At 70.6% G+C, this 22992-nt stretch carries 23 protein-coding genes; 15 read left to right on the top strand and 8 right to left on the bottom strand.

Going from position 1 to position 22992, the window contains the following annotated elements; translation table 11 throughout:
- Positions 1-386: 386 nt before the first annotated feature.
- On the top strand, positions 387-962 hold the full coding sequence (gene dcd, locus ACN9MM_RS18595; RefSeq protein ID WP_055642613.1) for a dCTP deaminase: 576 nt from the start codon (positions 387-389) through the stop codon (positions 960-962).
- Positions 963-975: 13 nt separating this feature from the next.
- Positions 976-1473 (top strand): phosphoribosyltransferase, encoded by a 498-nt coding sequence (locus ACN9MM_RS18590; protein ID WP_024755952.1) that lies wholly within the window; start codon positions 976-978, stop codon positions 1471-1473.
- 84 nt (positions 1474-1557) lie between these two features.
- Here ACN9MM_RS18590 and ACN9MM_RS18585 read toward each other — a convergent pair whose 3' ends face one another.
- The 4 genes from ACN9MM_RS18585 to ACN9MM_RS18570 all read right to left on the bottom strand — a co-directional run bounded on the left by ACN9MM_RS18585 (position 1558) and on the right by ACN9MM_RS18570 (position 6054).
- Entirely contained in the window at positions 1558-1827 is a 270-nt protein-coding gene (locus ACN9MM_RS18585; RefSeq protein WP_426364673.1) for a hypothetical protein, read from the bottom strand.
- A gap of 204 nt (positions 1828-2031) precedes the next feature.
- Positions 2032-2940: a Yip1 family protein gene (locus tag ACN9MM_RS18580; RefSeq protein ID WP_426364672.1), complete on the bottom strand. Its 909-nt coding sequence runs from the start codon at positions 2938-2940 to the stop codon at positions 2032-2034.
- 271 nt (positions 2941-3211) lie between these two features.
- Positions 3212-5470 (bottom strand): (Fe-S)-binding protein, encoded by a 2259-nt coding sequence (locus tag ACN9MM_RS18575; RefSeq protein WP_426364671.1) that lies wholly within the window; start codon positions 5468-5470, stop codon positions 3212-3214.
- A gap of 107 nt (positions 5471-5577) precedes the next feature.
- Positions 5578-6054: a sugar transferase gene (locus ACN9MM_RS18570; RefSeq protein WP_426364670.1), complete on the bottom strand. Its 477-nt coding sequence runs from the start codon at positions 6052-6054 to the stop codon at positions 5578-5580.
- Between the two features lie 202 nt (positions 6055-6256).
- Between ACN9MM_RS18570 and dnaK the strand changes: the two genes are divergently transcribed.
- Genes dnaK through ACN9MM_RS18550 form a run of 4 tightly spaced genes read left to right on the top strand, consistent with a single transcriptional unit; the run spans position 6257 to position 10384 of the window.
- On the top strand, positions 6257-8098 hold the full coding sequence (gene dnaK, locus ACN9MM_RS18565) for a molecular chaperone DnaK (protein WP_426364669.1): 1842 nt from the start codon (positions 6257-6259) through the stop codon (positions 8096-8098).
- Positions 8095-8727, top strand: coding sequence for a nucleotide exchange factor GrpE (gene grpE / locus ACN9MM_RS18560; RefSeq protein WP_426364668.1), 633 nt, complete (start codon positions 8095-8097; stop codon positions 8725-8727). The genes dnaK and grpE overlap by 4 nt, the downstream gene beginning before the upstream one ends.
- Positions 8728-8760: 33 nt before the next feature.
- Positions 8761-9939 carry a molecular chaperone DnaJ gene (dnaJ, locus tag ACN9MM_RS18555; protein WP_426364667.1) on the top strand — a complete coding sequence of 393 codons (1179 nt, stop codon included), beginning with the start codon at positions 8761-8763 and terminating at the stop codon, positions 9937-9939.
- Between the two features lie 4 nt (positions 9940-9943).
- Positions 9944-10384 carry a heat shock protein transcriptional repressor HspR gene (locus ACN9MM_RS18550; protein WP_426364666.1) on the top strand — a complete coding sequence of 147 codons (441 nt, stop codon included), beginning with the start codon at positions 9944-9946 and terminating at the stop codon, positions 10382-10384.
- A gap of 58 nt (positions 10385-10442) precedes the next feature.
- On the opposite strand, the gene ACN9MM_RS18545 is transcribed toward ACN9MM_RS18550, so the two are convergent.
- Complete coding sequence (locus ACN9MM_RS18545; protein WP_426364665.1) at positions 10443-11423, bottom strand: helix-turn-helix transcriptional regulator; 981 nt, start codon at positions 11421-11423, stop codon at positions 10443-10445.
- A 132-nt stretch (positions 11424-11555) separates the two neighbouring features.
- Between ACN9MM_RS18545 and ACN9MM_RS18540 the strand changes: the two genes are divergently transcribed.
- Both ACN9MM_RS18540 and ACN9MM_RS18535 read left to right on the top strand, forming a co-directional pair.
- Positions 11556-11771: a hypothetical protein gene (locus ACN9MM_RS18540; RefSeq protein WP_383669137.1), complete on the top strand. Its 216-nt coding sequence runs from the start codon at positions 11556-11558 to the stop codon at positions 11769-11771.
- A gap of 8 nt (positions 11772-11779) precedes the next feature.
- A complete protein-coding gene (locus tag ACN9MM_RS18535; RefSeq protein WP_053649837.1) occupies positions 11780-12097 on the top strand; it encodes a (2Fe-2S)-binding protein in 318 nt (105 codons plus the stop codon).
- 158 nt (positions 12098-12255) lie between these two features.
- Here the strand turns inward: ACN9MM_RS18535 and ACN9MM_RS18530 are convergent, their stop codons facing one another.
- Positions 12256-12660, bottom strand: coding sequence for a pyridoxamine 5'-phosphate oxidase family protein (locus ACN9MM_RS18530; protein WP_426364664.1), 405 nt, complete (start codon positions 12658-12660; stop codon positions 12256-12258).
- Positions 12661-12782: 122 nt separating this feature from the next.
- On the opposite strand from ACN9MM_RS18530, the gene clpB reads away from it, so the two are divergent.
- The gene (gene clpB, locus ACN9MM_RS18525; RefSeq protein WP_426364663.1) at positions 12783-15374 is read left to right on the top strand and encodes an ATP-dependent chaperone ClpB; all 2592 of its coding nucleotides are present in this window, start codon (positions 12783-12785) and stop codon (positions 15372-15374) included.
- Between the two features lie 29 nt (positions 15375-15403).
- Here the strand turns inward: clpB and ACN9MM_RS18520 are convergent, their stop codons facing one another.
- On the bottom strand, positions 15404-15823 hold the full coding sequence (locus tag ACN9MM_RS18520; protein ID WP_426364662.1) for a hypothetical protein: 420 nt from the start codon (positions 15821-15823) through the stop codon (positions 15404-15406).
- Positions 15824-15962: 139 nt separating this feature from the next.
- Here ACN9MM_RS18520 and ACN9MM_RS18515 point away from each other — a divergent pair, with 139 nt between their 5' ends.
- Positions 15963-16499 carry a YbjN domain-containing protein gene (locus ACN9MM_RS18515; RefSeq protein WP_426364661.1) on the top strand — a complete coding sequence of 179 codons (537 nt, stop codon included), beginning with the start codon at positions 15963-15965 and terminating at the stop codon, positions 16497-16499.
- Between the two features lie 171 nt (positions 16500-16670).
- Here the strand turns inward: ACN9MM_RS18515 and ACN9MM_RS18510 are convergent, their stop codons facing one another.
- Positions 16671-17852, bottom strand: a complete 1182-nt coding sequence (locus tag ACN9MM_RS18510) for a pyridoxal phosphate-dependent aminotransferase (protein WP_426364660.1) — start codon at positions 17850-17852, stop codon at positions 16671-16673.
- A 187-nt stretch (positions 17853-18039) separates the two neighbouring features.
- Between ACN9MM_RS18510 and ACN9MM_RS18505 the strand changes: the two genes are divergently transcribed.
- The 5 genes from ACN9MM_RS18505 to ACN9MM_RS18485 all read left to right on the top strand — a co-directional run bounded on the left by ACN9MM_RS18505 (position 18040) and on the right by ACN9MM_RS18485 (position 22987).
- Positions 18040-18234 carry a hypothetical protein gene (locus ACN9MM_RS18505; protein WP_426364659.1) on the top strand — a complete coding sequence of 65 codons (195 nt, stop codon included), beginning with the start codon at positions 18040-18042 and terminating at the stop codon, positions 18232-18234.
- Positions 18235-18723: 489 nt separating this feature from the next.
- Positions 18724-19242 carry a DUF2617 family protein gene (locus ACN9MM_RS18500; RefSeq protein ID WP_426364658.1) on the top strand — a complete coding sequence of 173 codons (519 nt, stop codon included), beginning with the start codon at positions 18724-18726 and terminating at the stop codon, positions 19240-19242.
- A 75-nt stretch (positions 19243-19317) separates the two neighbouring features.
- The gene (locus tag ACN9MM_RS18495) at positions 19318-21126 is read left to right on the top strand and encodes a spermidine synthase (RefSeq protein WP_426364657.1); all 1809 of its coding nucleotides are present in this window, start codon (positions 19318-19320) and stop codon (positions 21124-21126) included.
- Between the two features lie 214 nt (positions 21127-21340).
- On the top strand, positions 21341-22168 hold the full coding sequence (locus ACN9MM_RS18490; RefSeq protein ID WP_426364656.1) for an SRPBCC family protein: 828 nt from the start codon (positions 21341-21343) through the stop codon (positions 22166-22168).
- Between the two features lie 33 nt (positions 22169-22201).
- The gene (locus tag ACN9MM_RS18485; protein ID WP_426368769.1) at positions 22202-22987 is read left to right on the top strand and encodes an aldose 1-epimerase; all 786 of its coding nucleotides are present in this window, start codon (positions 22202-22204) and stop codon (positions 22985-22987) included.
- Positions 22988-22992 lie beyond the last annotated feature (5 nt).

The raw sequence follows: 22992 nt of genomic DNA, 5'->3' as shown, positions 1-22992 counted from the left end.
GCCGCATCGTTGCACACTGTACCCCATGCGCCACTTGAGGCGAAGTTCGCACGTTCGGCGTGTGCGGAGTGCCGCGTGGAGGGCGCCCCCTTCATCCCCTAATGTGGCTGATCGTCCACCACAGGTGTAGGGGAAGGGACTTGATGGCTTCGATGGAGCGCACCGTCGTCCGTTGTGCCGAAGGGCATGTGTTCAGTACCGCTTCGTTCCCGCTTCAGCAGCTCGGTGCCGGGCGGATCGGGCCCGGGCGGCTCATCCGGTGTCCGCGGTGTGCGCGGCTGCGGCACGCGGTGCCGGTGGAGGTCGGGCGGCGCTGAGCCGTGAGTGCCGGGGCGCGGGCGCCTGCCGATTGGGGCAGGTCCGCGCCCTCTGCGTATCGTGGGGGCGTGCTTCTCTCAGACAAGGACATCCGGGCCGAGATCGATGCCGGACGGGTGCGCATCGACCCGTACGACGAATCCATGGTGCAGCCCTCGAGCATCGACGTGAGGCTTGACCGCTTCTTCCGGGTGTTCGAGAACCACCGCTACCCGCACATCGACCCCGCCGTCGAGCAGCTCGACCTGACGCGTGAGGTCGAGCCGGAGGGCGACGAGGCGTTCATCCTGCACCCGGGCGAGTTCGTGCTCGCCTCGACCTACGAGGTCATCACCCTGCCGGACGACATCGCCTCGCGGCTGGAGGGGAAGAGTTCCCTCGGGCGGCTCGGGCTCGTCACGCACTCCACCGCCGGGTTCATCGACCCCGGTTTCTCGGGGCACGTGACCCTGGAGCTGTCGAACCTCGCGACCCTGCCGATCAAGCTCTGGCCGGGGATGAAGATCGGCCAGCTGTGCATGTTCCGGCTGAGCACGCCCGCCGAGTTCCCGTACGGGAGCGAGCGGTACGGCTCCCGGTACCAGGGCCAGCGGGGGCCGACGGCCTCCCGCTCCTTCATGAACTTCCATCGGACCCAGGTGTGAGGCGGTCGCAGGCATGAGTGAAGTACGCGAGAACCTGACGTACGAGGGCTTCGGGACCGCCGTCCGCGAGCTGGCGCAGACCATCGCCGACGACGGCTACGAGCCCGACATCGTGCTCTCCATCGCCCGCGGCGGCGTCTTCGTCGCCGGCGGTCTGGCCTACGCCCTCGACTGCAAGAACATCCACCTCGTGAACGTGGAGTTCTACACCGGTGTCGGGACCACGCTGGAGATGCCGGTCATGCTGGCGCCCGTGCCGGACGCGATCGACTTCAGCGACAAGAAGGTGCTCATCACCGACGACGTCGCCGACACCGGCAAGACGCTCAAGCTCGTCCACGACTTCTGCGTCGACCACGTCGCCGAGGTCCGCTCCGCCGTCATCTACGAGAAGTCCCACTCCCTCGTGAAGTGCGAGTACGTGTGGAAGAAGACCGACGAGTGGATCAACTTCCCCTGGTCGGTCGAGCCGCCCGTCGTGAAGCGCGAGGGCCAGGTCCTCGACGCCTGATCCTCCCGGTGGGAACAGCGCCGGAACGGCCGACGGGGCGACGCGCGAGGAATCGCGCGTCGCCCCGTCGGGCGTACTGACCTGTCAGTCCCACACGTAGAGGCCCCAGCCGGCGGACTCGCGGAGACAGTAGTAGGACGAGTAGCCGTGGCGGACGTAGTACGCGCCGCCGCCCGCGCACTGCGCCTCGGAGCTGTAGTGGGCGATGAAGTGCATCGCCGTGGTGCCGCTGGGGGCGGGGGAAACGGTGGAGACGGCGGGAGCGGCGGCAGCGGTGCTCGGCAGAGCCCCCGCCATTCCGAACGCGGCGAGCGCGGCCGAGAACACCGCGAGGCGGGAAAGCCTTCCGGACATGGCACTCCTCGAATGAGTTGAGAACGAGTTCATGGATCGCCGTCGATCTTGGATCCGTGATGCCGGCAAGTCAACGCGATGATCGAAGCGGTGCCGCGAATGGCTTCTAACCGTCGTTCATGGCCGGTCCCCGCTACTTGCCAGGGGCATGGAGGAGCCCCCGCCGCATGTGACGGGGGCTCCTCCATGTCCGTACGTGACCGGCTACAGCGTGCCCAGCTTGATCAGGCTCAGCAGCGCCACCAGCTGGATCGCCGACGCGCCCAGTGCCTTCGGCCACGGCAGGTCGTGCGAGCGGCTCACCATCATGGTGAAGAGCGCCCCCGCCGCCAGCCAGGTCGCCCAGCCGATGACCTGGACCAGGCCGTTCTCGCCGCCCAGGAAGAGCGCGAAGACCAGGCGCGGGGCGTCCGTGATCGACATGATCAGCATGGAGAGGCCGACCGTGGGCTGCCATGCCCCGTCGCCGCCGAGCTGGCGCGCCAGGGTGTGGGTGACCGCGCCCAGGATCAGCCCGCCGAGCACGAAGCCGAGGGCCGTCATCAGGACGTACGGGATCGCGCTCGACAGCGTCGCGTTGATCGCCTCTTCGCGGGCCTTGTCGAAGCCGAAGATCGCGAGGAGCCCGTAGAGGAACGTGACGACCAGCGCCGGACCCCAGACCGCGTGGTCCCGCATCCGCAGGAACGTGTCCGCCGGGCGGAGCACGATGCCGCTCAGGAGCGGCTTCCAGGGGAGCCGGGGGCCCGTCGGTACGGGCGCGGGCGGCGGCCCGGCCTGGGCGTACGGGTCGTCCACGCTGAACATCTGGGTGTGGCCCGGGTTGTTCGCCGCCGCCGCGTGCTGCTGGTGCTGCTGCTGGCCGTAGGGATCGCCGAAGTACTCCGGCTCCCCGTACGGCTGCTGGTGCCCCTGCTGGTGCCCCTGCCGGCCGTACGGCTGCCCCTGCTGCCCCTGCTGTCCGTACCCCTGCTGCGGGCGGCCCTGCGGCGGCTGCTGCCACTGCTGCTGCGGGTGCGGCGGCGGGGCCGCGTTGTACCCGTACGGCGCCTGCTGCGGTTGTTGTTGCGGGGGGCGGTTGTCCCTGCCGCGTCCGTTCCTGAATCCAGCCACGTCCTTGAACGTACCCGCTCAGCCCGTGCGGGCGCTCCCCAGGCCGGGCCTTGCCACTGAGCTGTGACATCCCCTAGGGGGCCCGACGGGGGCGACGTGGTCGTGCGGGGGCGCGCGGAGGCTGTGGCACATCCGGCGTATCACCCCCTTGCCGTACTCGTGGCTTCGGAGATGTCGGAGGCCCGAGGCAGGAGAAGTCGGAGGCCCGAGGCAGGAGAAAAGGGCCGCCCCGCGCTCTCGCGCGGGGCGGCCCTTCTTCTCGTGTCCGGGATCAGACCGCCGGCTCCGGCTCCTCGGCCGTCGCCTCCGGCTCCGGGTCGACCGGGGTCTTCACCGACTCAAGGAGCAGCTGCGCCACGTCCACGACGGTGACGGACTCCTTGGCCTTGCCCTCGTTCTTCTTGCCGTTCACGGAGTCCGTGAGCATGACCAGGCAGAACGGGCAGGCGGTGGAGACGATGTCCGGGTTGAGGGACAGGGCCTCGTCGACGCGCTCGTTGTTGATGCGCTTGCCGATCCGCTCCTCCATCCACATCCGCGCGCCGCCGGCGCCGCAGCAGAAGCCGCGCTCCTTGTGGCGGTGCATCTCCTGCTGGCGCAGGCCGGGGACGGCGGACATGATCTCGCGCGGCGGCGTGTAGACCTTGTTGTGCCGGCCCAGGTAGCAGGGGTCGTGGTAGGTGATGAGGCCCTCGACCGGGGTCACCGGGACCAGCTTGCCCTCGTCGATGAGGTGCTGGAGCAGCTGGGTGTGGTGGATGACCTCGTACTCGCCGCCGAGCTGCGGGTACTCGTTGGCGATGGTGTTGAAGCAGTGCGGGCAGGTCGAGACGATCTTCTTCGCCGACTTCGGCTTCTTCGTCGACTCGTCCTCGTCGTCCTCGCCGAACGCCATGTTCAGCATCGCGACGTTCTCCTGCGCGAGCTGCTGGAACAGCGGCTCGTTGCCCAGGCGGCGGGGGGAGTCACCGGTGCACTTCTCGTCGCCTCCCATGATCGCGAACTTGACGCCCGCGATGTTGAGGAGCTCCGCGAAGGCCTTGGTGGTCTTCTTGGCGCGGTCTTCCAGGGCGCCGGCGCAGCCGACCCAGTAGAGGTAGTCGAACTCCGAGAGGTCTTCGACGTCCTTGCCGACGATCGGGACCTCGAAGTCGACCTCCTTGGTCCACTCGACGCGCTGCTTCTTCGCCAGGCCCCAGGGGTTGCCCTTCTTCTCCAGGTTCTTGAGCATCGTGCCGGCCTCCGACGGGAAGGCGGACTCGATCATCACCTGGTAGCGGCGCATGTCGACGATGTGGTCGATGTGCTCGATGTCGACCGGGCACTGCTCGACGCAGGCGCCGCAGGTGGTGCAGGACCACAGGACGTCGGGGTCGATGACGCCGTTCTCCTCGGCGGTGCCGATGAGGGGGCGCTCGGCCTCGGCGATCGCCGACGCGGGGACGTCCTTGAGCTGCTCCTCGGTCGCCTTCTCGTTGCCCTCCATGTCCTTGCCGCCGCCCGCGAGCAGGTACGGCGCCTTGGCGTGCGCGTGGTCGCGCAGCGACATGATGAGGAGCTTCGGGGAGAGCGGCTTGCCGGTGTTCCAGGCGGGGCACTGCGACTGGCAGCGGCCGCACTCGGTGCAGGTGGAGAAGTCGAGGATGCCCTTCCAGGAGAACTGCTCGACCTGGGAGACACCGAAGACGGCGTCCTCGGCCGGGTCCTCCCAGTCGATCTCCTTGCCCGCGGTGGTCATCGGCTGGAGCGCGCCGAGGGCGGTGGAGCCGTCGGCGTTGCGCTTGAACCAGATGTTCGGGAAGCCGAGGAAGCGGTGCCAGGCGACGCCCATGTTGGTGTTGAGCGAGACCGTGATCATCCAGGTGAAGGACGTGACGATCTTGAGGCACGCGAAGAAGTAGGTGAGGTACTGGATCGTGCTGAGGTCCAGGCCGTCGAGGAGCGCGATCAGCGGGTACGAGGCGAAGAAGCCGGGCTCCCAGCTCGTCACGTGGTGCTGGACGCCTTCGAGCGCGCGGAGCGTCATGATGCAGACGCCGACGATCAGGATGACGGCCTCGACGAAGTACGCCTGGCCGGTCTTGGAGCCGGCGAAGCGGGACTTGCGGCCGGCCTTGGTCGGCTTGCTCAGCTGGCGGATGACGATGAGCGTCACGATGCCGAGGACCGTCATGAGGCCGAGGAACTCGGTGAAGATCTCGTACGGCAGCCAGTCGCCGATGATCGGGATGAGCCAGTCGGCCTGGAAGAGCTGGCCGAAGGCGTTGACGATCGTGAGGAGCAGCGAGAAGAAGCCCACCGCGACGAACCAGTGCGCGAAGCCGACGATGCCCCAGCGGTTCATGCGCGTGTGGCCGAGGAATTCCTTGACCAGCGTGATGGTGCGCTGCTTGGGGTCACCGGTGCGCGTGCCGGCGGGTACCGGCTGACCGAGCCGCACGAAGCGGTAGATCTGCACGGTGGCGCGGCCGAACAGCGCGACGGCCACCACCGTGATGGCGATCGACACGATGATCGCGGCGAGTTGCATGACGGGCTCCTCGGGCGGGCCTACTAAGCGGTAACTTATTGAGTTCCTGCTGAGATTACCCGGTCACGGCGCCGCGCTGTAGCGGCGCTCGCGGTGATATGTGTCGCTCAGGCAAACCTTGCCGCGCGACGCCTGCGGACTGCTGGAAGCGTACGCGCAAGGATCACCAGGTCCATCCCCAGCCAGTGGTGGTCCACATAGTGGAGATCGAGCAGTTCGCGCTCCTCCCACGGCAGGTCCGAGCGGCCGCTGATCTGCCACGGTCCGGTCAGCCCCGGGCGTACGGAGAGCCGGCGGCGCCCCTCGCCCCCGCACTCGCGGTGGCCCGGGGTCAGCGGGCACGGCCCGACGAGCGACATCCGGCCCGCGACGACGTGCAGGAGAAGGGGCAGCGCGGCCAGTGGGCTCCTGGTGCGGAAGGTGAGCATCGTGAACGGCCGCCCCTCCAGGCCGGCCACCGTCCGGCGGCGCAGCACGGCGCCGCCGCCGAGGGTGACGGACAGGGCGATGCCGGCGATCAGGGGTGAGAGGACGAGGAGCAGGGCGAGCCCGCCCGCCACGTCGAACGCGCGCTTCGCCGTCATGCGCTCACACCCTTCGGCGGGAATCCTGGGATATGTCCGGACCCTCTCATGCGAACCCGGTCAAACGGGGGAGCGGCACGCTCTTTGAGTGGTGGACTCGGCGAAGAGTTGAGTCGACTCCGCTCAGGTCTGTTGACGCGATCCGGTTCCTCGTGCATCCTTGAGTCAGTTCCACTCAAGTCAGTCAGCTGGAGGAATCGAAATGGCACGTGCGGTCGGCATCGACCTGGGCACGACTAACTCCGTCGTCAGCGTTCTGGAAGGCGGCGAGCCCACCGTCATCACCAACGCCGAGGGCGCCAGGACCACGCCGTCCGTCGTCGCCTTCGCGAAGAACGGCGAGGTGCTCGTCGGCGAGGTGGCCAAGCGTCAGGCCGTCACCAACGTCGACAGGACCATCCGGTCGGTCAAGCGCCACATGGGCACCGACTGGAAGATCGAGATCGACGGCAAGAACTTCAACCCGCAGCAGATGAGCGCCTTCATCCTGCAGAAGCTCAAGCGTGACGCCGAGGCGTACCTGGGCGAGAAGGTCGTCGACGCGGTCATCACCGTCCCGGCGTACTTCAACGACTCCGAGCGTCAGGCCACCAAGGAGGCCGGTGAGATCGCGGGCCTCAACGTCCTGCGCATCGTCAACGAGCCCACCGCGGCCGCCCTGGCGTACGGCCTCGACAAGGACGACCAGACGATCCTCGTCTTCGACCTCGGTGGCGGCACCTTCGACGTGTCCCTCCTGGAGATCGGCGACGGCGTCGTCGAGGTGAAGGCCACCAACGGTGACAACCACCTCGGTGGTGACGACTGGGACCAGCGCGTCGTCGACTACCTGGTGACGCAGTTCCAGAACGGTCACGGTGTGGACCTGGCCAAGGACAAGATGGCTCTCCAGCGTCTCCGCGAGGCCGCGGAGAAGGCGAAGATCGAGCTCTCGTCCTCGACCGAGACCACGATCAACCTGCCCTACATCACGGCCTCCGCCGAGGGCCCGCTGCACCTGGACGAGAAGCTCACGCGCGCCCAGTTCCAGCAGCTCACCTCCGACCTGCTCGACCGCTGCAAGGTGCCGTTCCACAACGTCATCAAGGACGCGGGCATCCAGCTCTCCGAGATCGACCACGTCGTCCTCGTCGGTGGCTCGACCCGCATGCCGGCCGTCGCCGAGCTCGTCAAGGAGCTGACCGGCGGTCAGGACGCCAACAAGGGCGTCAACCCGGACGAGGTCGTCGCCATCGGCGCCGCGCTCCAGGCCGGTGTCCTCAAGGGTGAGGTCAAGGACGTCCTGCTCCTCGACGTGACCCCGCTGTCCCTCGGTATCGAGACCAAGGGCGGCATCATGACCAAGCTCATCGAGCGCAACACCACGATCCCGACCAAGCGGTCCGAGATCTTCACGACGGCCGAGGACAACCAGCCGTCCGTGCAGATCCAGGTCTACCAGGGCGAGCGCGAGATCGCGGCGTACAACAAGAAGCTCGGCATGTTCGAGCTGACCGGTCTGCCGCCGGCCCCGCGTGGCGTCCCGCAGATCGAGGTCGCCTTCGACATCGACGCCAACGGCATCATGCACGTGACCGCGAAGGACCTGGGCACGGGCAAGGAGCAGAAGATGACCGTCACCGGCGGCTCCTCGCTGCCGAAGGACGAGGTCGACCGCATGCGCCAGGAGGCCGAGCAGTACGCGGACGAGGACCACCGTCGCCGCGAGGCCGCCGAGTCCCGCAACCAGGGTGAGCAGCTCGTCTACCAGACGGAGAAGTTCATCAAGGACAACGAGGACAAGCTCCCCGGTGACGTCAAGGCCGAGGTCGAGGCCGCGCTCGTCGAGCTGAAGGAGAAGCTCAAGGGCGAGGACACCGCCGAGATCCGCACCGCCACCGAGAAGGTCGCGGCCGTCTCGCAGAAGCTCGGCCAGGCGCTGTACGCCGACGCCCAGGGCGCCCAGGCCGCCGGCGGAGACGCCGGTCAGGCCCAGGCCCAGGACGACGACGTCGTCGACGCCGAGATCGTGGACGACGAGAAGCCGAAGGGCGGCCAGGCGTGACCGAGGAGACCCCGGGCTTCGAGGAGAAGCCCGACGTCCCCTCCGGCGCCACCGCTGACGACGCCGCCGAGGCCGTCGAGTCCGAAGAGGACTCGACGGCCCCGGCCGGGGACGCTACGGACGTAGCCCTGCTGGCGCAGCTGGACCAGGCCCGTACCGCGCTCGCCGAGCGCACCGCGGACCTCCAGCGGCTCCAGGCCGAGTACCAGAACTACCGCCGCCGCGTGGAGCGGGACCGGGTCACGGTCAAGGAGATCGCCGTCGCGAGCCTCCTGGCCGAGCTCCTCCCCGTGCTCGACGACGTCGGCCGGGCCCGGGACCACGGCGAGCTCGTGGGCGGGTTCAAGTCGGTGGCCGAATCGCTGGAGACCGTCGTCGCCAAGATGGGTCTGCAGCAGTTCGGCAAGGAGGGCGAGCCCTTCGACCCGACGATCCACGAGGCCCTGATGCACTCGTACGCGCCGGACGTCACCGAGACGACCTGCGTGGCGATCCTGCAGCCGGGGTACCGGATCGGCGAGCGGACCATCCGGCCCGCCCGCGTGGCCGTCGCCGAGCCCCAGCCCGGGGCCCAGGGCAAGGCCGAGGAGTCGGGTGACCCCGACACGTCCGAGCAGGACAGCGAGTAACAGCCGTACCCGTACGCGGGAGGAGGGACGTCGATGAGCACGAAGGACTTCGTCGAGAAGGACTACTACAAGGTTCTCGGCGTCCCCAAGGACGCCACCGAGGCCGAGATCAAGAAGGCGTACCGGAAGCTCGCCCGCGAGAACCATCCGGACGCCAACAAGGGTGACGCGACCGCCGAGGCGCGCTTCAAGGAGATCTCCGAGGCGAACGACGTCCTCGGCGACGCCAAGAAGCGCAAGGAGTACGACGACGCCCGCGCCCTCTTCGGGAACGGCGGCTTCAGGGCCGGCGGCCCCGGAGGCGGCGGCTCGTTCAACTTCGACCTGGGCGACCTCTTCGGAGGCGCCCAGGGCGGGGCGGGCGGCGGCTTCGGGGGCGGCGGCGGCATCGGCGACGTCTTCGGCGGCCTGTTCAACCGCGGCGGGGGAGCGGGCACCCGCACCCAGCCGCGGCGCGGCCAGGACATCGAGTCCGAGGTGACGCTCAGCTTCACCGAGGCCATCGAGGGCGCGACCGTACCGCTGCGGATGTCCAGCCAGCAGCCGTGCACGGCGTGCTCGGGCACCGGCGACAAGAACGGCACGCCCCGGGTGTGCCCGACCTGCGTCGGCACCGGGCAGGTATCGCGCGGCAGCGGCGGCGGCTTCTCGCTCACCGACCCCTGCGTGGACTGCAAGGGCCGCGGCCTCATCGCCGAGAACCCCTGCGAGGTCTGCAAGGGCAGCGGCCGGGCCAAGTCCTCCCGCACCATGCAGGTCCGCATCCCCGCGGGCGTCAGCGACAACCAGAAGATCCGTCTCCGCGGCAAGGGAGCGCCGGGCGAGCGCGGCGGGCAGAACGGCGACCTGTACGTCGTCGTGCACGTCGACGACCACCCGGTCTTCGGCCGCAAGGACGACAACCTCACCGTCACGGTGCCGGTCTCCTTCTCGGAGGCGGCGCTCGGCGGCGAGATCAAGGTGCCGACCCTCGGCGGCCCCGCGGTCACCCTCAAGCTGCCCGCGGGCACCCCGAACGGCCGGACCATGCGCGCCCGGGGCAAGGGCGCGGTCCGCAAGGACGGCACGCGCGGAGACCTCCTCGTCACGGTCGAGGTGGCCGTGCCGAAGGATCTGGACGACAAGGCACGCGAGGCCCTGGAGACCTTCCGCGAGGCGACCGCCTCGGAGGACCCGCGGGCCGAGCTGTTCCAGGCGGCGAAGGGAGCTTGAGCAGATGGAGCGCCGACGCAATCCGTACGAACTGACCGACGAGTCGCCGGTGTACGTCATCTCGGTGGCGGCCCAGCTCTCCGGTCTGCACCCGCAGACCCTCCGGCAGTACGACCGCCTCGGTCTGGTCTCCCCGGACCGCACGGCGGGCCGCGGCCGGCGCTACTCGGCCCGTGACATCGAGCTGCTCCGTCAGGTGCAGCAGCTGTCGCAGGACGAGGGCATCAACCTGGCCGGGATCAAGCGCATCATCGAACTGGAGAACCAGGTCGTGGCGCTCCAGGCCCGGGTGGCCGAGCTGTCGGCGGCGGTCGAGGGCGCGGCGGCGACGCTGCGCCAGCGCGAGGCCCAGGTGCACGCCTCGTACCGCAGGGACCTGGTGCCGTACACCGACGTGCAGCAGGCGAGCGCCCTCGTGGTGTGGCGCCCGAAGCGCGGCGAGTAGCCCTTCACCATCGCACGATGTCCGGAAGAGGCCCCCTCCCTCAGGGAGGGGGCCTCTTTCAGTTGTCCCGTTCGAGGATGCCGGACTGGGCGATCAGATAGCCGAGCTGCGCCCGGCTGCCGCTGCCGAGGGCGGCGGCGAGTTTGGCGATGTGCGCCCGGCAGGTCCGCACGTTCATGCCGAGCCGGCGGGCGATGGCCTCGTCGACGTGTCCCTCGACGAGGAGCCTGGCGATGGAGCGCTGCACGCCGCCGATGCCGTCGGTCTTGATGTCGTACGGGATCTCCTCCCGTATCGGCACGGCCAGCTGCCAGAACTGGTCGAAGACGCCGCAGAGGTACGCGACCAGGCCGGGGTGGCGCAGTTCCAGGGCGACCTGGCGGTCGCTGCGGGCCGGGATGAAGGCGACCTCGCGGTCGACGATGATCAGCCGGTCGATGATCTCTTCGAGGGTGCGCACCTGGACCTCGGGGCCGACGTGCTCCAGGTAGGTCAGCGTGAGCTCGGTGTGGCGCGCGGTGTGCTGGTAGAGCGTGCGCATGCTGATGCCGCGGCCGAGGAGCGGGGAGACGCGGTCCAGGGCCTCGCTGAGGGCCTGGGCGGGGCGGCCGCCGCCCGGCTGGACGGTGAGGAGCTCGTGGCGGCAGTTGGCCACGACGCGGTCGAGGGTCGAGTTGATGCGGTCGATGCCCTCGAGGACGGTGATGGCGTGTGTGGTGGGTGAGTCGTGGGCGCTGATGGCCATGAACGGCTCGAAAGCGTCCGACAGGGCGACGGTGCGCCGACGGCGGTCGAGTATTTCCCGTTCGATCGGCTGGAGCAGCTGGGCGAGGGCCGCGGAGGGGGGAACCGGGCGGAGCCACTGGGCGTCGTCGGGGTCGGGGTGGAGCAGGGACAGGTCGAGGAGGCACGGCGTCCCGACCGCCTCTGACCGGGGTATTCGCCCGGTCCGCAGAGCGGCCGCATACAGCTCGCCGCCCGCTTCGCACAGTTCGGCGTGCGAATGAGGGTGACCTGTTTCGTCCGCTTGTTTCCGCATATGTACACCCCCAGGCTCCTGCATCTCAGGAACATGATGCCTGGGTTTGGTGGTGCAGGCGCAGAGAGTAAGCCATCGTCTTAGTCGCGGGGGTTGGAAAGAGACGTTGCCTTCAAGTGAGGTTGCTCGGTGATGATGAAGAAGCTCATACGCGCGGCGGCCGGAGTCGCCTTCATCGCGGCCGCCACAGTGGGCGCGGTGGGAGTGGTTCCGGATCCGGGCTGGCACTCGGACACGGAGCAGGTGCAGGCCGCTCCGCTCGACCCGGGCTGGCACCTCGCCGGCCCCGCGCTCCTCGGTGACCCGGGCTGGAGCGTGGCCCCCGCGCAGGACCCCGGCTGGAGCTAGACGGGCGCATGAATGTTCCCGATGACCCCAGGTTCCGCCGTGAGATGGCCTCGGCCTATCGCTCCGGCTGGCACTTCGTCGATCTCGCCACGGCCATCCCCCACCGTGGTGACTCGCTGAAGGTCACGCTCTTCGGAGAGCCGATCGTCGTCGCCCGAGAGCAGGACGAGGACGTCCGTGCGTACCGCTGTCTGCGCCGCCCCCGAGGCGCTCCACAGCCCATCCGCTGTGCCATCCGGTACGGCATGATCTTCGTCAACCTCGACCAGCGGGACCACCAGCTGATCGAACCCGAGACCATCACCGCCACCCCCCGCAGTGCCTGAGCGATTCCCCCGTCGTTGTAGATCGCTCCGGCACTTCCCCCACACAGCGGCGCCATCGCGGACCTGAAACGCGATGGCGCCGCTGTGCTTTCCCGTTTCCGCGCTCGGGCGCGGCCTTCCCGTCTCCGCGCTCGGGCGCGGCGCTCCCGCCTCCGCGCTCAGGCGCGGCCCATCGCCCGGGTGAGGGCGATCTCGATGACGACCCGGTCCGGGTTCGGGGCCGGCGTGCGGCCGTAGCGCTCCGCGTAGCGGGCGACGGCGTCCGCGACCGTCTCGGCCTCCGTGCGGACGCGGGCGACGCCCTCCAGGGTGGCCCAGCGCCCCTTGTCGACCTGGCAGACCGCGACCCGCGCGCCCTCCGCGCCCGCCGCCAGGACGTTGGCGACCTTCCGGCTGTTCTTGTTGGTGATCACGCGCGCGTACCCGCCCTCGGGGTCGTACGTGACGCCGACCGCGACGACGTGCGGAGTGCCGTCCGGGCGCGGGGTGGTCAGGGTGCACATGTGGTACTCGCGCCAGAAGCTCAGGTACGAGTCGGACGGGTTCCTGGGGTCTGTGGCCATGCCCGGAAACTACCCGGGGACGACCTCCCTCCGATACCTTGAGCCGATCGGACTCAACTTTGTGTACCCTGGAGAAGTCATAGAAGGAGAGAGCCCACGAGAACTCAGGAGGAGCACCGCACGTGGACGCCGAACTGACCAACAGGAGCCGGGACGCGATCAACGCGGCGAGCAGCCGCGCCGTGTCCGAGGGGCACGCCGACCTGACCCCCGCCCACCTGCTGCTGGCCCTCCTGGCCGGTCAGGACAACGAGAACATCGTCGATCTGCTGGCCGCCGTCGGCGCCGACCAGGCCGCCGTCCGCGCCGGCGCGGAGCGGCTGCTCGCCGCCCTGCCGAGCGTCACCGGGTCCACGGTCGCGCCCCCGCAGCCCAGCCGTGACTTCCTCGCCGTGATCGCCGACGCCGACCGGCGCGCGAAGGAGCTCGGCGACGACTTCCTGTCGACCGAGCACCTGCTCGCGTCGATCGCGGCCAAGGGCGGCCCGGCCGGTGAGATCCTCGACGCGCAGGGCGCGAGCGCGAAGAAGCTGCTCGACGCGTTCGAGAAGAGCAGGGGAGGACGCCGGGTGACCACACCCGACCCGGAGGGGCAGTACAAGGCGCTGGAGAAGTTCGGCACGGACTTCACCGCCGCCGCGCGCGAGGGCAAGCTGGACCCGGTCATCGGCCGCGACCACGAGATCCGCCGCGTGGTCCAGGTGCTGTCCCGCCGCACCAAGAACAACCCGGTCCTCATCGGCGAGCCCGGCGTCGGCAAGACCGCCGTCGTCGAGGGCCTCGCCCAGCGGATCGTGAAGGGCGACGTCCCCGAGTCCCTGAAGAACAAGCGGCTCGTCTCGCTCGACCTCGGCGCGATGGTCGCCGGCGCGAAGTACCGCGGCGAGTTCGAGGAGCGACTGAAGACCGTCCTCTCCGAGATCAAGGCGAGCGACGGCCAGATCATCACCTTCATCGACGAGCTGCACACGGTCGTCGGCGCGGGCGCCGGCGGCGACTCCGCCATGGACGCCGGCAACATGCTGAAGCCGATGCTGGCCCGCGGCGAGCTCCGCATGGTCGGCGCGACCACCCTCGACGAGTACCGCGAGCGGATCGAGAAGGACCCCGCCCTGGAGCGCCGCTTCCAGCAGGTCCTGGTCGCCGAGCCGACCGTGGAGGACACCATCGCGATCCTCCGCGGGCTCAAGGGCCGGTACGAGGCCCACCACAAGGTGCAGATCAACGACTCCGCCCTGGTGGCCGCCGCGACCCTCTCCGACCGGTACATCACGTCCCGCTTCCTCCCCGACAAGGCCATCGACCTCGTCGACGAGGCCGCCTCCCGGCTCCGCATGGAGATCGACTCCTCGCCCGTCGAGATCGACGAGCTCCAGCGCTCCGTGGACCGGCTCCGCATGGAGGAGCTGGCCCTGAAGAACGAGACGGACGCGGCGAGCAAGCAGCGCCTGGAGAAGCTGCGGCGCGACCTCGCCGACCGCGAGGAGGAGCTGCGCGGCCTGACCGCCCGCTGGGAGAAGGAGAAGCAGTCCCTCAACCGGGTCGGCGAGCTCAAGGAACGCCTCGACGAGACCCGGGGCCGCGCCGAGCGCGCCCAGCGCGACGGCGACTTCGACACCGCCTCCAAGCTGCTGTACGGGGAGATCCCGGGCCTGGAGCGGGAGCTGGAGGAGGCCTCCGAGGCCGAGGCCCAGCAGGAGTCCTCCAAGGACACCATGGTCAAGGAGGAGGTCGGCCCCGACGACATCGCGGACGTGGTCGGCTCCTGGACCGGCATCCCCGCCGGCCGCCTCCTGGAGGGCGAGACGCAGAAGCTGCTCCGCATGGAGGACGAGCTCGGGCGGCGGCTGATCGGCCAGTCCGAGGCCGTGCAGGCCGTCTCCGACGCGGTGCGCCGCACCCGCGCCGGGATCGCCGACCCCGACCGGCCCACCGGTTCCTTCCTCTTCCTCGGTCCGACCGGCGTCGGCAAGACCGAGCTGGCGAAGGCGCTCGCCGACTTCCTCTTCGACGACGAGCGGGCCATGATCCGCATCGACATGTCGGAGTACGGCGAGAAGCACTCCGTCGCCCGCCTGGTCGGCGCGCCTCCCGGCTACGTCGGCTACGAGGAGGGCGGCCAGCTCACGGAGGCGGTCCGCCGCCGCCCGTACAGCGTGGTCCTGCTCGACGAGGTGGAGAAGGCCCACCCGGAGGTCTTCGACGTCCTGCTCCAGGTCCTGGACGACGGACGCCTGACCGACGGGCAGGGCCGGACGGTGGACTTTCGCAACACCATCCTGATCCTCACGTCGAACCTGGGCAGCCAGTACCTCGTGGAGCCCCTGACCTCGGAGGACGTGAAGAAGCAGCAGGTCCTGGACGTGGTGCGGGCGAGCTTCAAGCCCGAGTTCCTCAACCGTCTGGACGACCTGGTCGTCTTCTCGGCGCTCGACCGGGCCGAGCTGGGCCGGATCGCGCAGCTGCAGATCGACCGGCTCGCGAAGCGGCTCGCGGAGCGGCGCCTCACCCTGGAGGTCACCCCGGAGGCCCTGGAGTGGCTCGCCGAGGAGGGCAACGACCCCGCGTACGGCGCGCGGCCGCTGCGCCGGCTCATCCAGACGGCGATCGGCGACCGGCTCGCGAAGGAGATCCTCGCGGGCGAGGTCGTGGACGGCGACACGGTCCGGGTGGACCGTGTCGAGGACGGCCTGATCGTCGGGGCGGTCCAGTAGGTCAGGTGCCGAAGGCCTCGACACGCACCTCAGGTGTCGAAGGCCTCCACACGTACGAGGGCGGTGACCCCGTCCTCGTACGTGACCCGGACGTGGACGTACAGGACGTCGTCGAACGACACGTCCACGCACCGGTCCCGGTCGCAGGAGAACGCCGGCTTCCCCGTCGGATAGGTCGTGTCCAGCCATCCGGCGACCTCGGAGCGCGGCATCCGGAACTCCGCCGTGGCCTGCGTGTCCTGCCAGTGGGCCGCGGTGCAGCGGGCGTCCTCGGCGCTCGCCGGGAGGCTGCCCCGGGCGAAGGTCATCACCTCGGCGCAGTCCACCTGCTTCGTCTCGCCGATCTCGCTCCAGGCCATCGCGCCCCAGACCACGAAGCCGATCGGGCCGCCGCAGAGCAGGGTCACCACCACCGAGACCCAGACCCAGGTCCACGGTCGCGGCCTCACCGGTTTCGCCTTCTTCCCCGTTTTCTCCCCCATGAGGACCAGATCTTGTCAGCCCGCAGCGGATCGCGGGAGGTGGGACTTGCCACGTACCGCCCGGCATGGGGGAGGATGGCGAGCATCCGTACGAAGGGAAATAACGGTGAGCATCGACCCGTCCTCGATTCCGAATTTCGGGGGCCAGCCCCAGCCTCAGGCCGCAGGACCGGCGGGCCCCGTCGTCCCCGACCAGGACCTCGTCAAGCAGCTCCTCGAGCAGATGGAACTCAAGTACGTCGTCGACGACGAGGGTGACCTCGCGGCGCCGTGGGAGGAGTTCCGCACGTACTTCATGTTCCGCGGCGAGGGCGAGCAGCAGGTCTTCTCGGTGCGGACGTTCTACGACCGCCCGCACGCCGCCGACGACCGCGCGAAGATCCTCGACGCGATCGACGACTGGAACCGCCGCACCCTGTGGCCCAAGGTGTACACGCACCTGCACGAGGAGGAGGACGGCTCCGCCACCCTCCGCCTCATCGGCGAGGCGCAGATGCTGATCGGCACCGGCGTCGCCCTGGAGCACTTCGTGTCCTCCACGGTCAGCTGGGTCCGCGCCTCCATCGAGTTCGACAAGTGGATCGTCGAGCAGTTCGGCCTGGAGTCCCCCGAGGACAAGGCCGAGGGCGACGAGGAGGCGTAAGCCCCCTCCGTACCCCCGGCGTCTCGGACCGCCATGCGCGGGGGCGTCGGGGCGTACGCCCCGTAGCACCACGACAGCCCGGCCAGGGCCGCGACCATCAGGATCGCGGCCCTGGCCGGGCTTTCGTCCGTGGGGCCCGGCGGCCGGGCCCCGTCCGGCGGAACGGCCCTGTCAGGCGCTGAGCGCCTTGAGGCGGGAGACGGCCTCCTCCAGGATCTCGGTCCGCTTGCAGAAGGCGAAGCGCACGAAGGGGGCGCCGGCCTCGCGGTGGTCGTAGAAGACGGCGTTGGGAATGGCGACGACGCCGGCGCGCTCGGGGAGGGAGCGGCAGAAGGCGAAGCCGTCGGTGGCGCCGAGGGGCCGGATGTCGGTGGTGACGAAGTAGGTGCCGGCCGGGCGGTAGACCTCGAAGCCCGCCTGGGCGAGGCCCTCGCTCAGCAGGTCCCGCTTGGCGCTCAGGTCGGCGCGGAGGCTGTCGAAGTAGGCGGCCGGGAGGCGGAGGGCCTCGGCGATCGCGTACTGGAAGGGGCCCGAGGAGACGTACGTGAGGAACTGCTTGGCCGAGCGGACGGCGGAGGTCAGGTCGGGGCTCGCGGTGATCCAGCCGACCTTCCAGCCGGTGAAGGAGAACGTCTTGCCGGCCGAGCCGATGGTGACCGTGCGCTCCCGCATGCCGGGGAGGCTCGCGATCGGCAGGTGCTCGGCGTCGTCGAAGACCAGGTGCTCGTAGACCTCGTCCGTGACGACGAGCAGGTCCCGCTCGATCGCGAGCTCGGCGACGGCGGTCAGCTCGGCCCGGGTGAGGACCGTGCCGGTGGGGTTGTGCGGGGTGTTCAGGAGGATCAGCCGGGTCCGGTCGGTGACGGCGGCCCGCAGTTCGTCGAGGTCGAGGACGTAGGTGCCCTCGTGGGGGCGGAGGGTGACGGGGACGCGGGTGCCGCCCGCCATCGCGATGCAGGCCGCGTAGGAGTCGTAGTACGGCTCCAGGGCGATCACCTCGTCGCCCGGCTCGACCAGGGCGAGCAGGGCCGCGGCGATGGCCTCGGTGGCGCCCGCCGTGACGAGGACCTCGGCGTCGGGGTCGTACGCGAGGCCGTACCGCTCGCGCTGGTGGTCGGCGATCGCCGAACGCAGCTCGGGGACGCCGGGGCCGGGCGGGTACTGGTTGCCGCGGCCGTCCCGCAGCGCGCGGACCGCGGCCTCCCGGATCTCCTCCGGGCCGTCGGTGTCGGGGAAGCCCTGACCGAGGTTGATCGACCCGGTCCTGGCGGCGAGCGCGGACATCTCGGCGAAGATCGTCGTCCCGAACTCGGCGAGGCGGCGATTGAGCAGCGGTCGTGTCATGCCCGCCATCCTGGGGCCAAGCTCTGGACTTGCTCAAGTGCGCTTTGGCGGGTCGCCGGAGCGGGGATCGCCCTGGCATGGACATCGCATTCTTCATCCTCGGGATCACGGCGGTGATCGCATTCGCGGTCTGGCTGGTCGCCAGTGGGATGAGGGGGACGAGCGGGACGAGGCGCGGCGGCGGAAGCGACAGCTGGTGGGCCGGTTCGTCCTCCTCGTCGTCCGCTTCCTCCCCTTCCTCCACTTCTTCCTCTTCCTCTTCCTCTTCCTGCTCCTCGTCCTCGTCGTACTCCTGCTCCTCGTCGTCGTGTTCGAGCTCGTCCTGCTCCTCGTCCTCGTGTTCCAGCTCCTCGTGCAGCTGAAGCTCTGGACTCGCTCAAGTCGGCTTTGACGGGGGGCCGTACCGGGCATCCCCCTCGCACAGAAGAACGGGGGTAGTGCAGATGGAATTCTTCATCGTTCTCTTCATCGTGTGCGTGGTGATCGGAGTGTTCTCCGGCACCCGTAAGGGCGGGAGCAGGCGGCGCGGCGGGCGCAAGGGCCGGAGCCGCGGCAACTGGGCCGACGGGGGCGGAGGCGGCGGCTGCGGCGGCAGCAGCTCCTGCGGGTCGGGGAGCTCCTGCGGGTCCGGCTGTGGCGGTGGTGGCTGCGGGGGCGGCAGCTGATTGAACAAGTGAACTGTGGGGGCCCCGAAGGGGTTGGAAAACACAGCAAGTTGGGTAAAAACGCTGCGAGTCGCCCGGGGTCCGTGGTTCTCTCGCTCCTGACAGAGACAGCCCTCGGACCGTGTGTGGACCCGAGCCGGCGATTCCCACTCCCGTGGAACCTTCTCCGGGGCGCCCCCGGCCCACCCGTCAAACCGTGTTTGCGGAGCCGACCCATGCTCACCAGCCTGAAGACCTCATACACCGATACCCGCGCGGCCGATCTGGCCTGGGCCCTCGGGCGCGAGCCGCTGCCCGCGCTCGCCGTGCTCGACCTCGAACTCTCCGGAGCCAAGCTCCAGTTGAGGCTGCTCGGCGCCTCCCACCAGGTCCTCCTGGAGGAGGGTGGGCGCCACTGCTCGGAGACCGTGGCCTGCATGGCCGGCAGCAGCACCCCGCTCCCGCTCGGCGTCTCCAAGCGCGTCGGCGCGTGGGAGTACGAATTCGCGGCGCGCGTCGAGACGCTCTCGCACGGCTCCTTCGCGGGCCGCGCGCAGGAGCTGCTCGCGCTCGTCGCCGACCACCCCAACGGGCTCGCGGGGACCTTCCCGGGCTCCCCGCACGCCTTCACGGCGATGCTGGCCCAGCGCCACGAGGGCCAGGTGCGGTGGCGCACCTGGCACGCCTACCCACAGGAGGGGCAGTTGGTGGTGACCAGGACCCGTATCGGCGCACGTATGCCCGCAACACTCTGATGCGCCCTCCCGGAGCTCCATGTGCACTCGTGTGGGTGACAAAACGTGTGACAGGTGTGACGTAGCGTTACGGCCATGATCGAGCCGACCGTGACCATGCCACCCACGAGGGTGCGCCGGCCGCCCCCGCGGCGGTCCGTGCGGCCGCCGCGCGAGGCGGTGCGGTTCCCGGTCCTCGCGGTCGTCTTCGTCTGCGCCGCCTGCGGCCTGGTCTACGAGCTCGAACTGGTCGCGCTCGCCTCCTACTTGATCGGCGACTCGGTCACGCAGGCCTCCGTCGTGCTCTCCGTGATGGTCTTCGCGATGGGGGTGGGCTCGCTCCTCGCCAAGCGGCTGCGCTGCCGCGCCGCCGTCGGCTTCGGCCTGGTCGAGGCCGGGCTCGCGCTGATCGGCGGCTGCTCGGCGATGGTGCTGTACGCGTCCTTCGCCTGGCTCGGCGAATCGCGGTACGTGCTGGTCGCGTTCTCGCTCGCGATCGGCGTGCTCATCGGCGCCGAGATCCCGCTCCTGATGTCGCTCATACAGCGGGCGGGGCGATCGGGCGGGGCGGCTCCCTCCGGGCACTCCGGCGCGGGTCCCTCCGGTGCCGTGCGAGCCGGGCGGCAGGCGCCCCTCGGGCAGGCGTCTCTCGGGCAGGCGTCTCTCGGGCAGGCCTCTCACGGTGAGGCGGGGCGGGCCGGGCGGCAGGCCTCTCTCGGGGAGCAGGACGACGCCGCCGGGACGGTCGCCGACCTCTTCGCCGCCGACTACGTCGGCGCGCTCGTCGGCGGACTCGCCTTCCCCTTCCTGCTGCTCCCCTGGCTCGGTCAGCTCACCGGCGCGCTCGTCACCGGCGCGGTCAACGCCGTCGCCGGCGGCGGCCTCGTGCTCTGGGTCTTCCGGCGCGACCTGACCCGCCGGTCCCGTGCGCTTCTCGTCGCCGTGAACGTGGGCGTCCTCGCCCTCCTCGCCACCGCGACCGTCCTCGTCGACGACTTCGAACAGGCCGCGCGCCGGGCCGTGTACGGGGAGCGGGTGCGGGTCGCCGTCCACACCGACCTCCAGGAGGTCGTGGTGACCGGGGGCAGCGAGGAGCCGCCCGACCTGTTCCTCGACGGACGCCTGCGGGTGGCCGGCCGGGACGAGTACCGCTACCACGAGGCGCTCGTCCACCCGGCGATGAACGGCACGCACGCCCGCGTGCTGATCGTCGGCGGCGGCGACGGGATGGCCGCCCGGGAGGCCCTCCGCTACGCCGGGGTCCGCTCCGTCACCGTCGTCGAGCTCGATCCGGGGGTCGTCCGCCTCGCCCGCACGGACCCGGCGCTCGCCGCGCTCAACGCGCAGGCCTTCCGCGACCCGCGCGTCCGCGTGGTCTACGCGGATGCCTTCCGCTGGCTGAGGGGCGCCGCCGATCGTCTGCAGGAACGGTACGACGTGGTGATCTCCGACCTGCCCGACCCGGGGATCACCCCCAGCACCAAGCTCTACTCGGAGGAGTTCTACGGTCTGGTGGCCCGGGTGCTCACCGCATCGGGGCGGTTCGCCGTGCACGCCGGATCGGCCACCGACCGGCCCCGCACCTACTGGACCGTCGATGCCACCCTGCGCGCCGCGGGCTTCGCCACCCGCCCGTACAGCGCGAGCGGCCGCACCCCCGGCTTCGCCGCGGGACCCGACCGCGCCGACCGCACGGGCGGCACGGTGCGGGGGCCGGGGGACTGGGGCTTCCTCCTGGCCGTACGGGGCGGGCGGCCGCCCGCGCTCGGCCTCGCCCCCGGCGCGCCCCGGCTGCGGTCGCTCGGCGCGGGGACCCTGGAGAGCGCCGCGCGCCGCGCCGAGCGGACCCGCGGCAGCGCCGCACCACCGCCCTCGACCCTGGTGCACCCCCGCTACGGGGCCTGACCGATCGGGCCCGGGCACGGTGCCGACCGGTCGGGCCTGGGCACGGTGCCGACCGGTCGGGCCTGGGCAGGGGGCCGACCGGTCCGGCCTCGCCGGGGGCCGACCGGTCCGGCCTCGCCACGGGCCCGACCGGTCCGGTCCCGCCGCGGGCCCGACCCGTTCGCCGGGCGGAAACAGGCGACGCCGCGCCCCGCCCTGAGTAGGCTCGGCTTCCATGGAGCATGAGGTGTTCGTTCCCGTCCCGGCCGAGGCCCTGCGCGCGACGCTCACGGACCCGGCCCGCGTGGTGCGCTGCGTGCCCGGTCTCCAGCGGGACGCCGACGCGGAGGCGGGCCCCCTCACGGGCCGCCTCAAGGTACGGGTCGGCGGCGGCACCATCACCTACCGGGGCGCCCTGCGGGTCGTCGAGCGCGACGGTGCCATCACCTACGAGGGGGAGGGCACCGAAGCCCGCGGCAAGGGCTCGGCGGAGCTGTCCCTCACCGTCGTCCTCACCCCGGTGGCCGAGGGGACCAGCCTGAGCTTCACCGGCGCCCTCACGGCGGTCGGCCGGCTCGCCGACGCGACGGACGAGGCGCGCGCCACGGCGGGCGCCAAGCTCCTCGACAAGTTCGTGGAGGCCGTGGCCGCGCTGACGGAGGAGCCGTCGGAGGAGCCGACGGAGGACGCCGTCGGCACCGACGACGACACCGACGACGACGGGGTCGACGACGGGGTGGAGGAGCCGCCCGTCCGGGGCGCCGACCTCGGTACACCGGTCGTGCCGCCCTCCCTCGAACCCCTCCTCGAAGAGGACTTCGCCGACACCCCGATCGACTTCCCGGCCCCGCAGCCGGCGGCCGAGGCCGCCCACGCCCGCCGGACCATGATCGGGCGGAGCGCCGAGGAGGTCGACCACGCCCCGCCCCGCGGCCGGTACGCCCCCGTCCCCGCCCCCGAGGCGACGAGCGCCGGTGCCACCCTGCGCTGGATCGCGCCGGCCGCGGCCCTCGCGCTGGCCTCGGCCGTCGTCGTCGGCCGGGCGCTGCGCCGCCGCCGCTGACACAGCGCCAGGCCTTAGGGTCGGGGCGTGAGCATGCAGACGCGACTGACGGCGGGCGACGCCGAGTTGACCATCAACGCCGAACACGGCTGCCGGATCGAGAGCCTGCGCATCGGCGACACCGAGGTGCTGCGCCAGGGCGAGCGGTACGGAAGCTTCCCGATGGTGCCCTGGTGCGGGCGGACCGAGAACGGCCGTTTCCGCAACGGCGTCACCACGCACCAGCTGCCGGTCAACGCCGCCCCGCACGCCATCCACGGCACCGTCCGCGACCGTGCCTGGAAGTCCGCCCGGACCTCGGCGACCGAGGCCGTGTTCACCTGCGAACTCGACGACCCCTGGCCGTACAAGGGCCGGGTCACCCAGGTCTTCGAGCTGGCCGAGGACTCCCTCACGCTCCGCTTCGGCGTCGAGACCTACGACGACTCCTTCCCGGCGCAGGCCGGCTGGCACCCCTGGTTCCTGCGCAACCTGGGTGGGGGCGGTCAGGACGTCACGATCGGCTTCACCCCCGCCTGGCAGGAGGAGCGCGGCGAGAACCACCTCCCCACCGGCCGCCGCATCGACCCGCTCCCCGGCCCCTGGGACGACTGCTTCGGCATGCCCGACGGCGTCGACGTCACCCTCACCTGGCCCGGGGAGCTGGAGCTGAAGGTCGCGAGCCGCGCGGAGTGGGTCGTGATCTACGACGAGCCCGAGGACGCCGTCTGCGTGGAGCCGCAGTCCGGCCCGCCGAACGGCCTCAACACCCTGCCGCGCCTGGTCACCCCGATCGACCCCCTGGAGGTCGCGAGCACCTGGAGCTGGCGGCGGCTCTAAGCTCA

The organism is Streptomyces sp. E-08 (genome assembly GCF_049913095.1).
GTDB lineage: Bacteria > Actinomycetota > Actinomycetes > Streptomycetales > Streptomycetaceae > Streptomyces.
The sequence above is the reverse complement of the archived record's forward strand: the minus strand, read 5'-3'. Positions and strand labels throughout refer to the sequence as shown.

Excerpts from the sequence above, each read along its gene's own strand:
- ACN9MM_RS18590 (WP_024755952.1), top strand. The coding sequence starts at position 976 with ATGAGTGAAGTACGCGAGAACCTGACGTACGAGGGCTTCGGGACCGCC.
- ACN9MM_RS18585 (WP_426364673.1), bottom strand. The coding sequence starts at position 1,827 with ATGTCCGGAAGGCTTTCCCGCCTCGCGGTGTTCTCGGCCGCGCTCGCC.
- ACN9MM_RS18575 (WP_426364671.1), bottom strand. The coding sequence starts at position 5,470 with ATGCAACTCGCCGCGATCATCGTGTCGATCGCCATCACGGTGGTGGCC.
- ACN9MM_RS18570 (WP_426364670.1), bottom strand. The coding sequence starts at position 6,054 with ATGACGGCGAAGCGCGCGTTCGACGTGGCGGGCGGGCTCGCCCTGCTC.
- dnaK (WP_426364669.1), top strand. The coding sequence starts at position 6,257 with ATGGCACGTGCGGTCGGCATCGACCTGGGCACGACTAACTCCGTCGTC.
- dnaJ (WP_426364667.1), top strand. The coding sequence starts at position 8,761 with ATGAGCACGAAGGACTTCGTCGAGAAGGACTACTACAAGGTTCTCGGC.
- ACN9MM_RS18550 (WP_426364666.1), top strand. The coding sequence starts at position 9,944 with ATGGAGCGCCGACGCAATCCGTACGAACTGACCGACGAGTCGCCGGTG.
- ACN9MM_RS18545 (WP_426364665.1), bottom strand. The coding sequence starts at position 11,423 with ATGCGGAAACAAGCGGACGAAACAGGTCACCCTCATTCGCACGCCGAA.
- ACN9MM_RS18540 (WP_383669137.1), top strand. The coding sequence starts at position 11,556 with ATGATGAAGAAGCTCATACGCGCGGCGGCCGGAGTCGCCTTCATCGCG.
- ACN9MM_RS18535 (WP_053649837.1), top strand. The coding sequence starts at position 11,780 with ATGAATGTTCCCGATGACCCCAGGTTCCGCCGTGAGATGGCCTCGGCC.
- ACN9MM_RS18530 (WP_426364664.1), bottom strand. The coding sequence starts at position 12,660 with ATGGCCACAGACCCCAGGAACCCGTCCGACTCGTACCTGAGCTTCTGG.
- ACN9MM_RS18510 (WP_426364660.1), bottom strand. The coding sequence starts at position 17,852 with ATGGCGGGCATGACACGACCGCTGCTCAATCGCCGCCTCGCCGAGTTC.
- ACN9MM_RS18500 (WP_426364658.1), top strand. The coding sequence starts at position 18,724 with ATGCTCACCAGCCTGAAGACCTCATACACCGATACCCGCGCGGCCGAT.
- ACN9MM_RS18495 (WP_426364657.1), top strand. The coding sequence starts at position 19,318 with ATGATCGAGCCGACCGTGACCATGCCACCCACGAGGGTGCGCCGGCCG.
- ACN9MM_RS18490 (WP_426364656.1), top strand. The coding sequence starts at position 21,341 with ATGGAGCATGAGGTGTTCGTTCCCGTCCCGGCCGAGGCCCTGCGCGCG.
- ACN9MM_RS18485 (WP_426368769.1), top strand. The coding sequence starts at position 22,202 with ATGCAGACGCGACTGACGGCGGGCGACGCCGAGTTGACCATCAACGCC.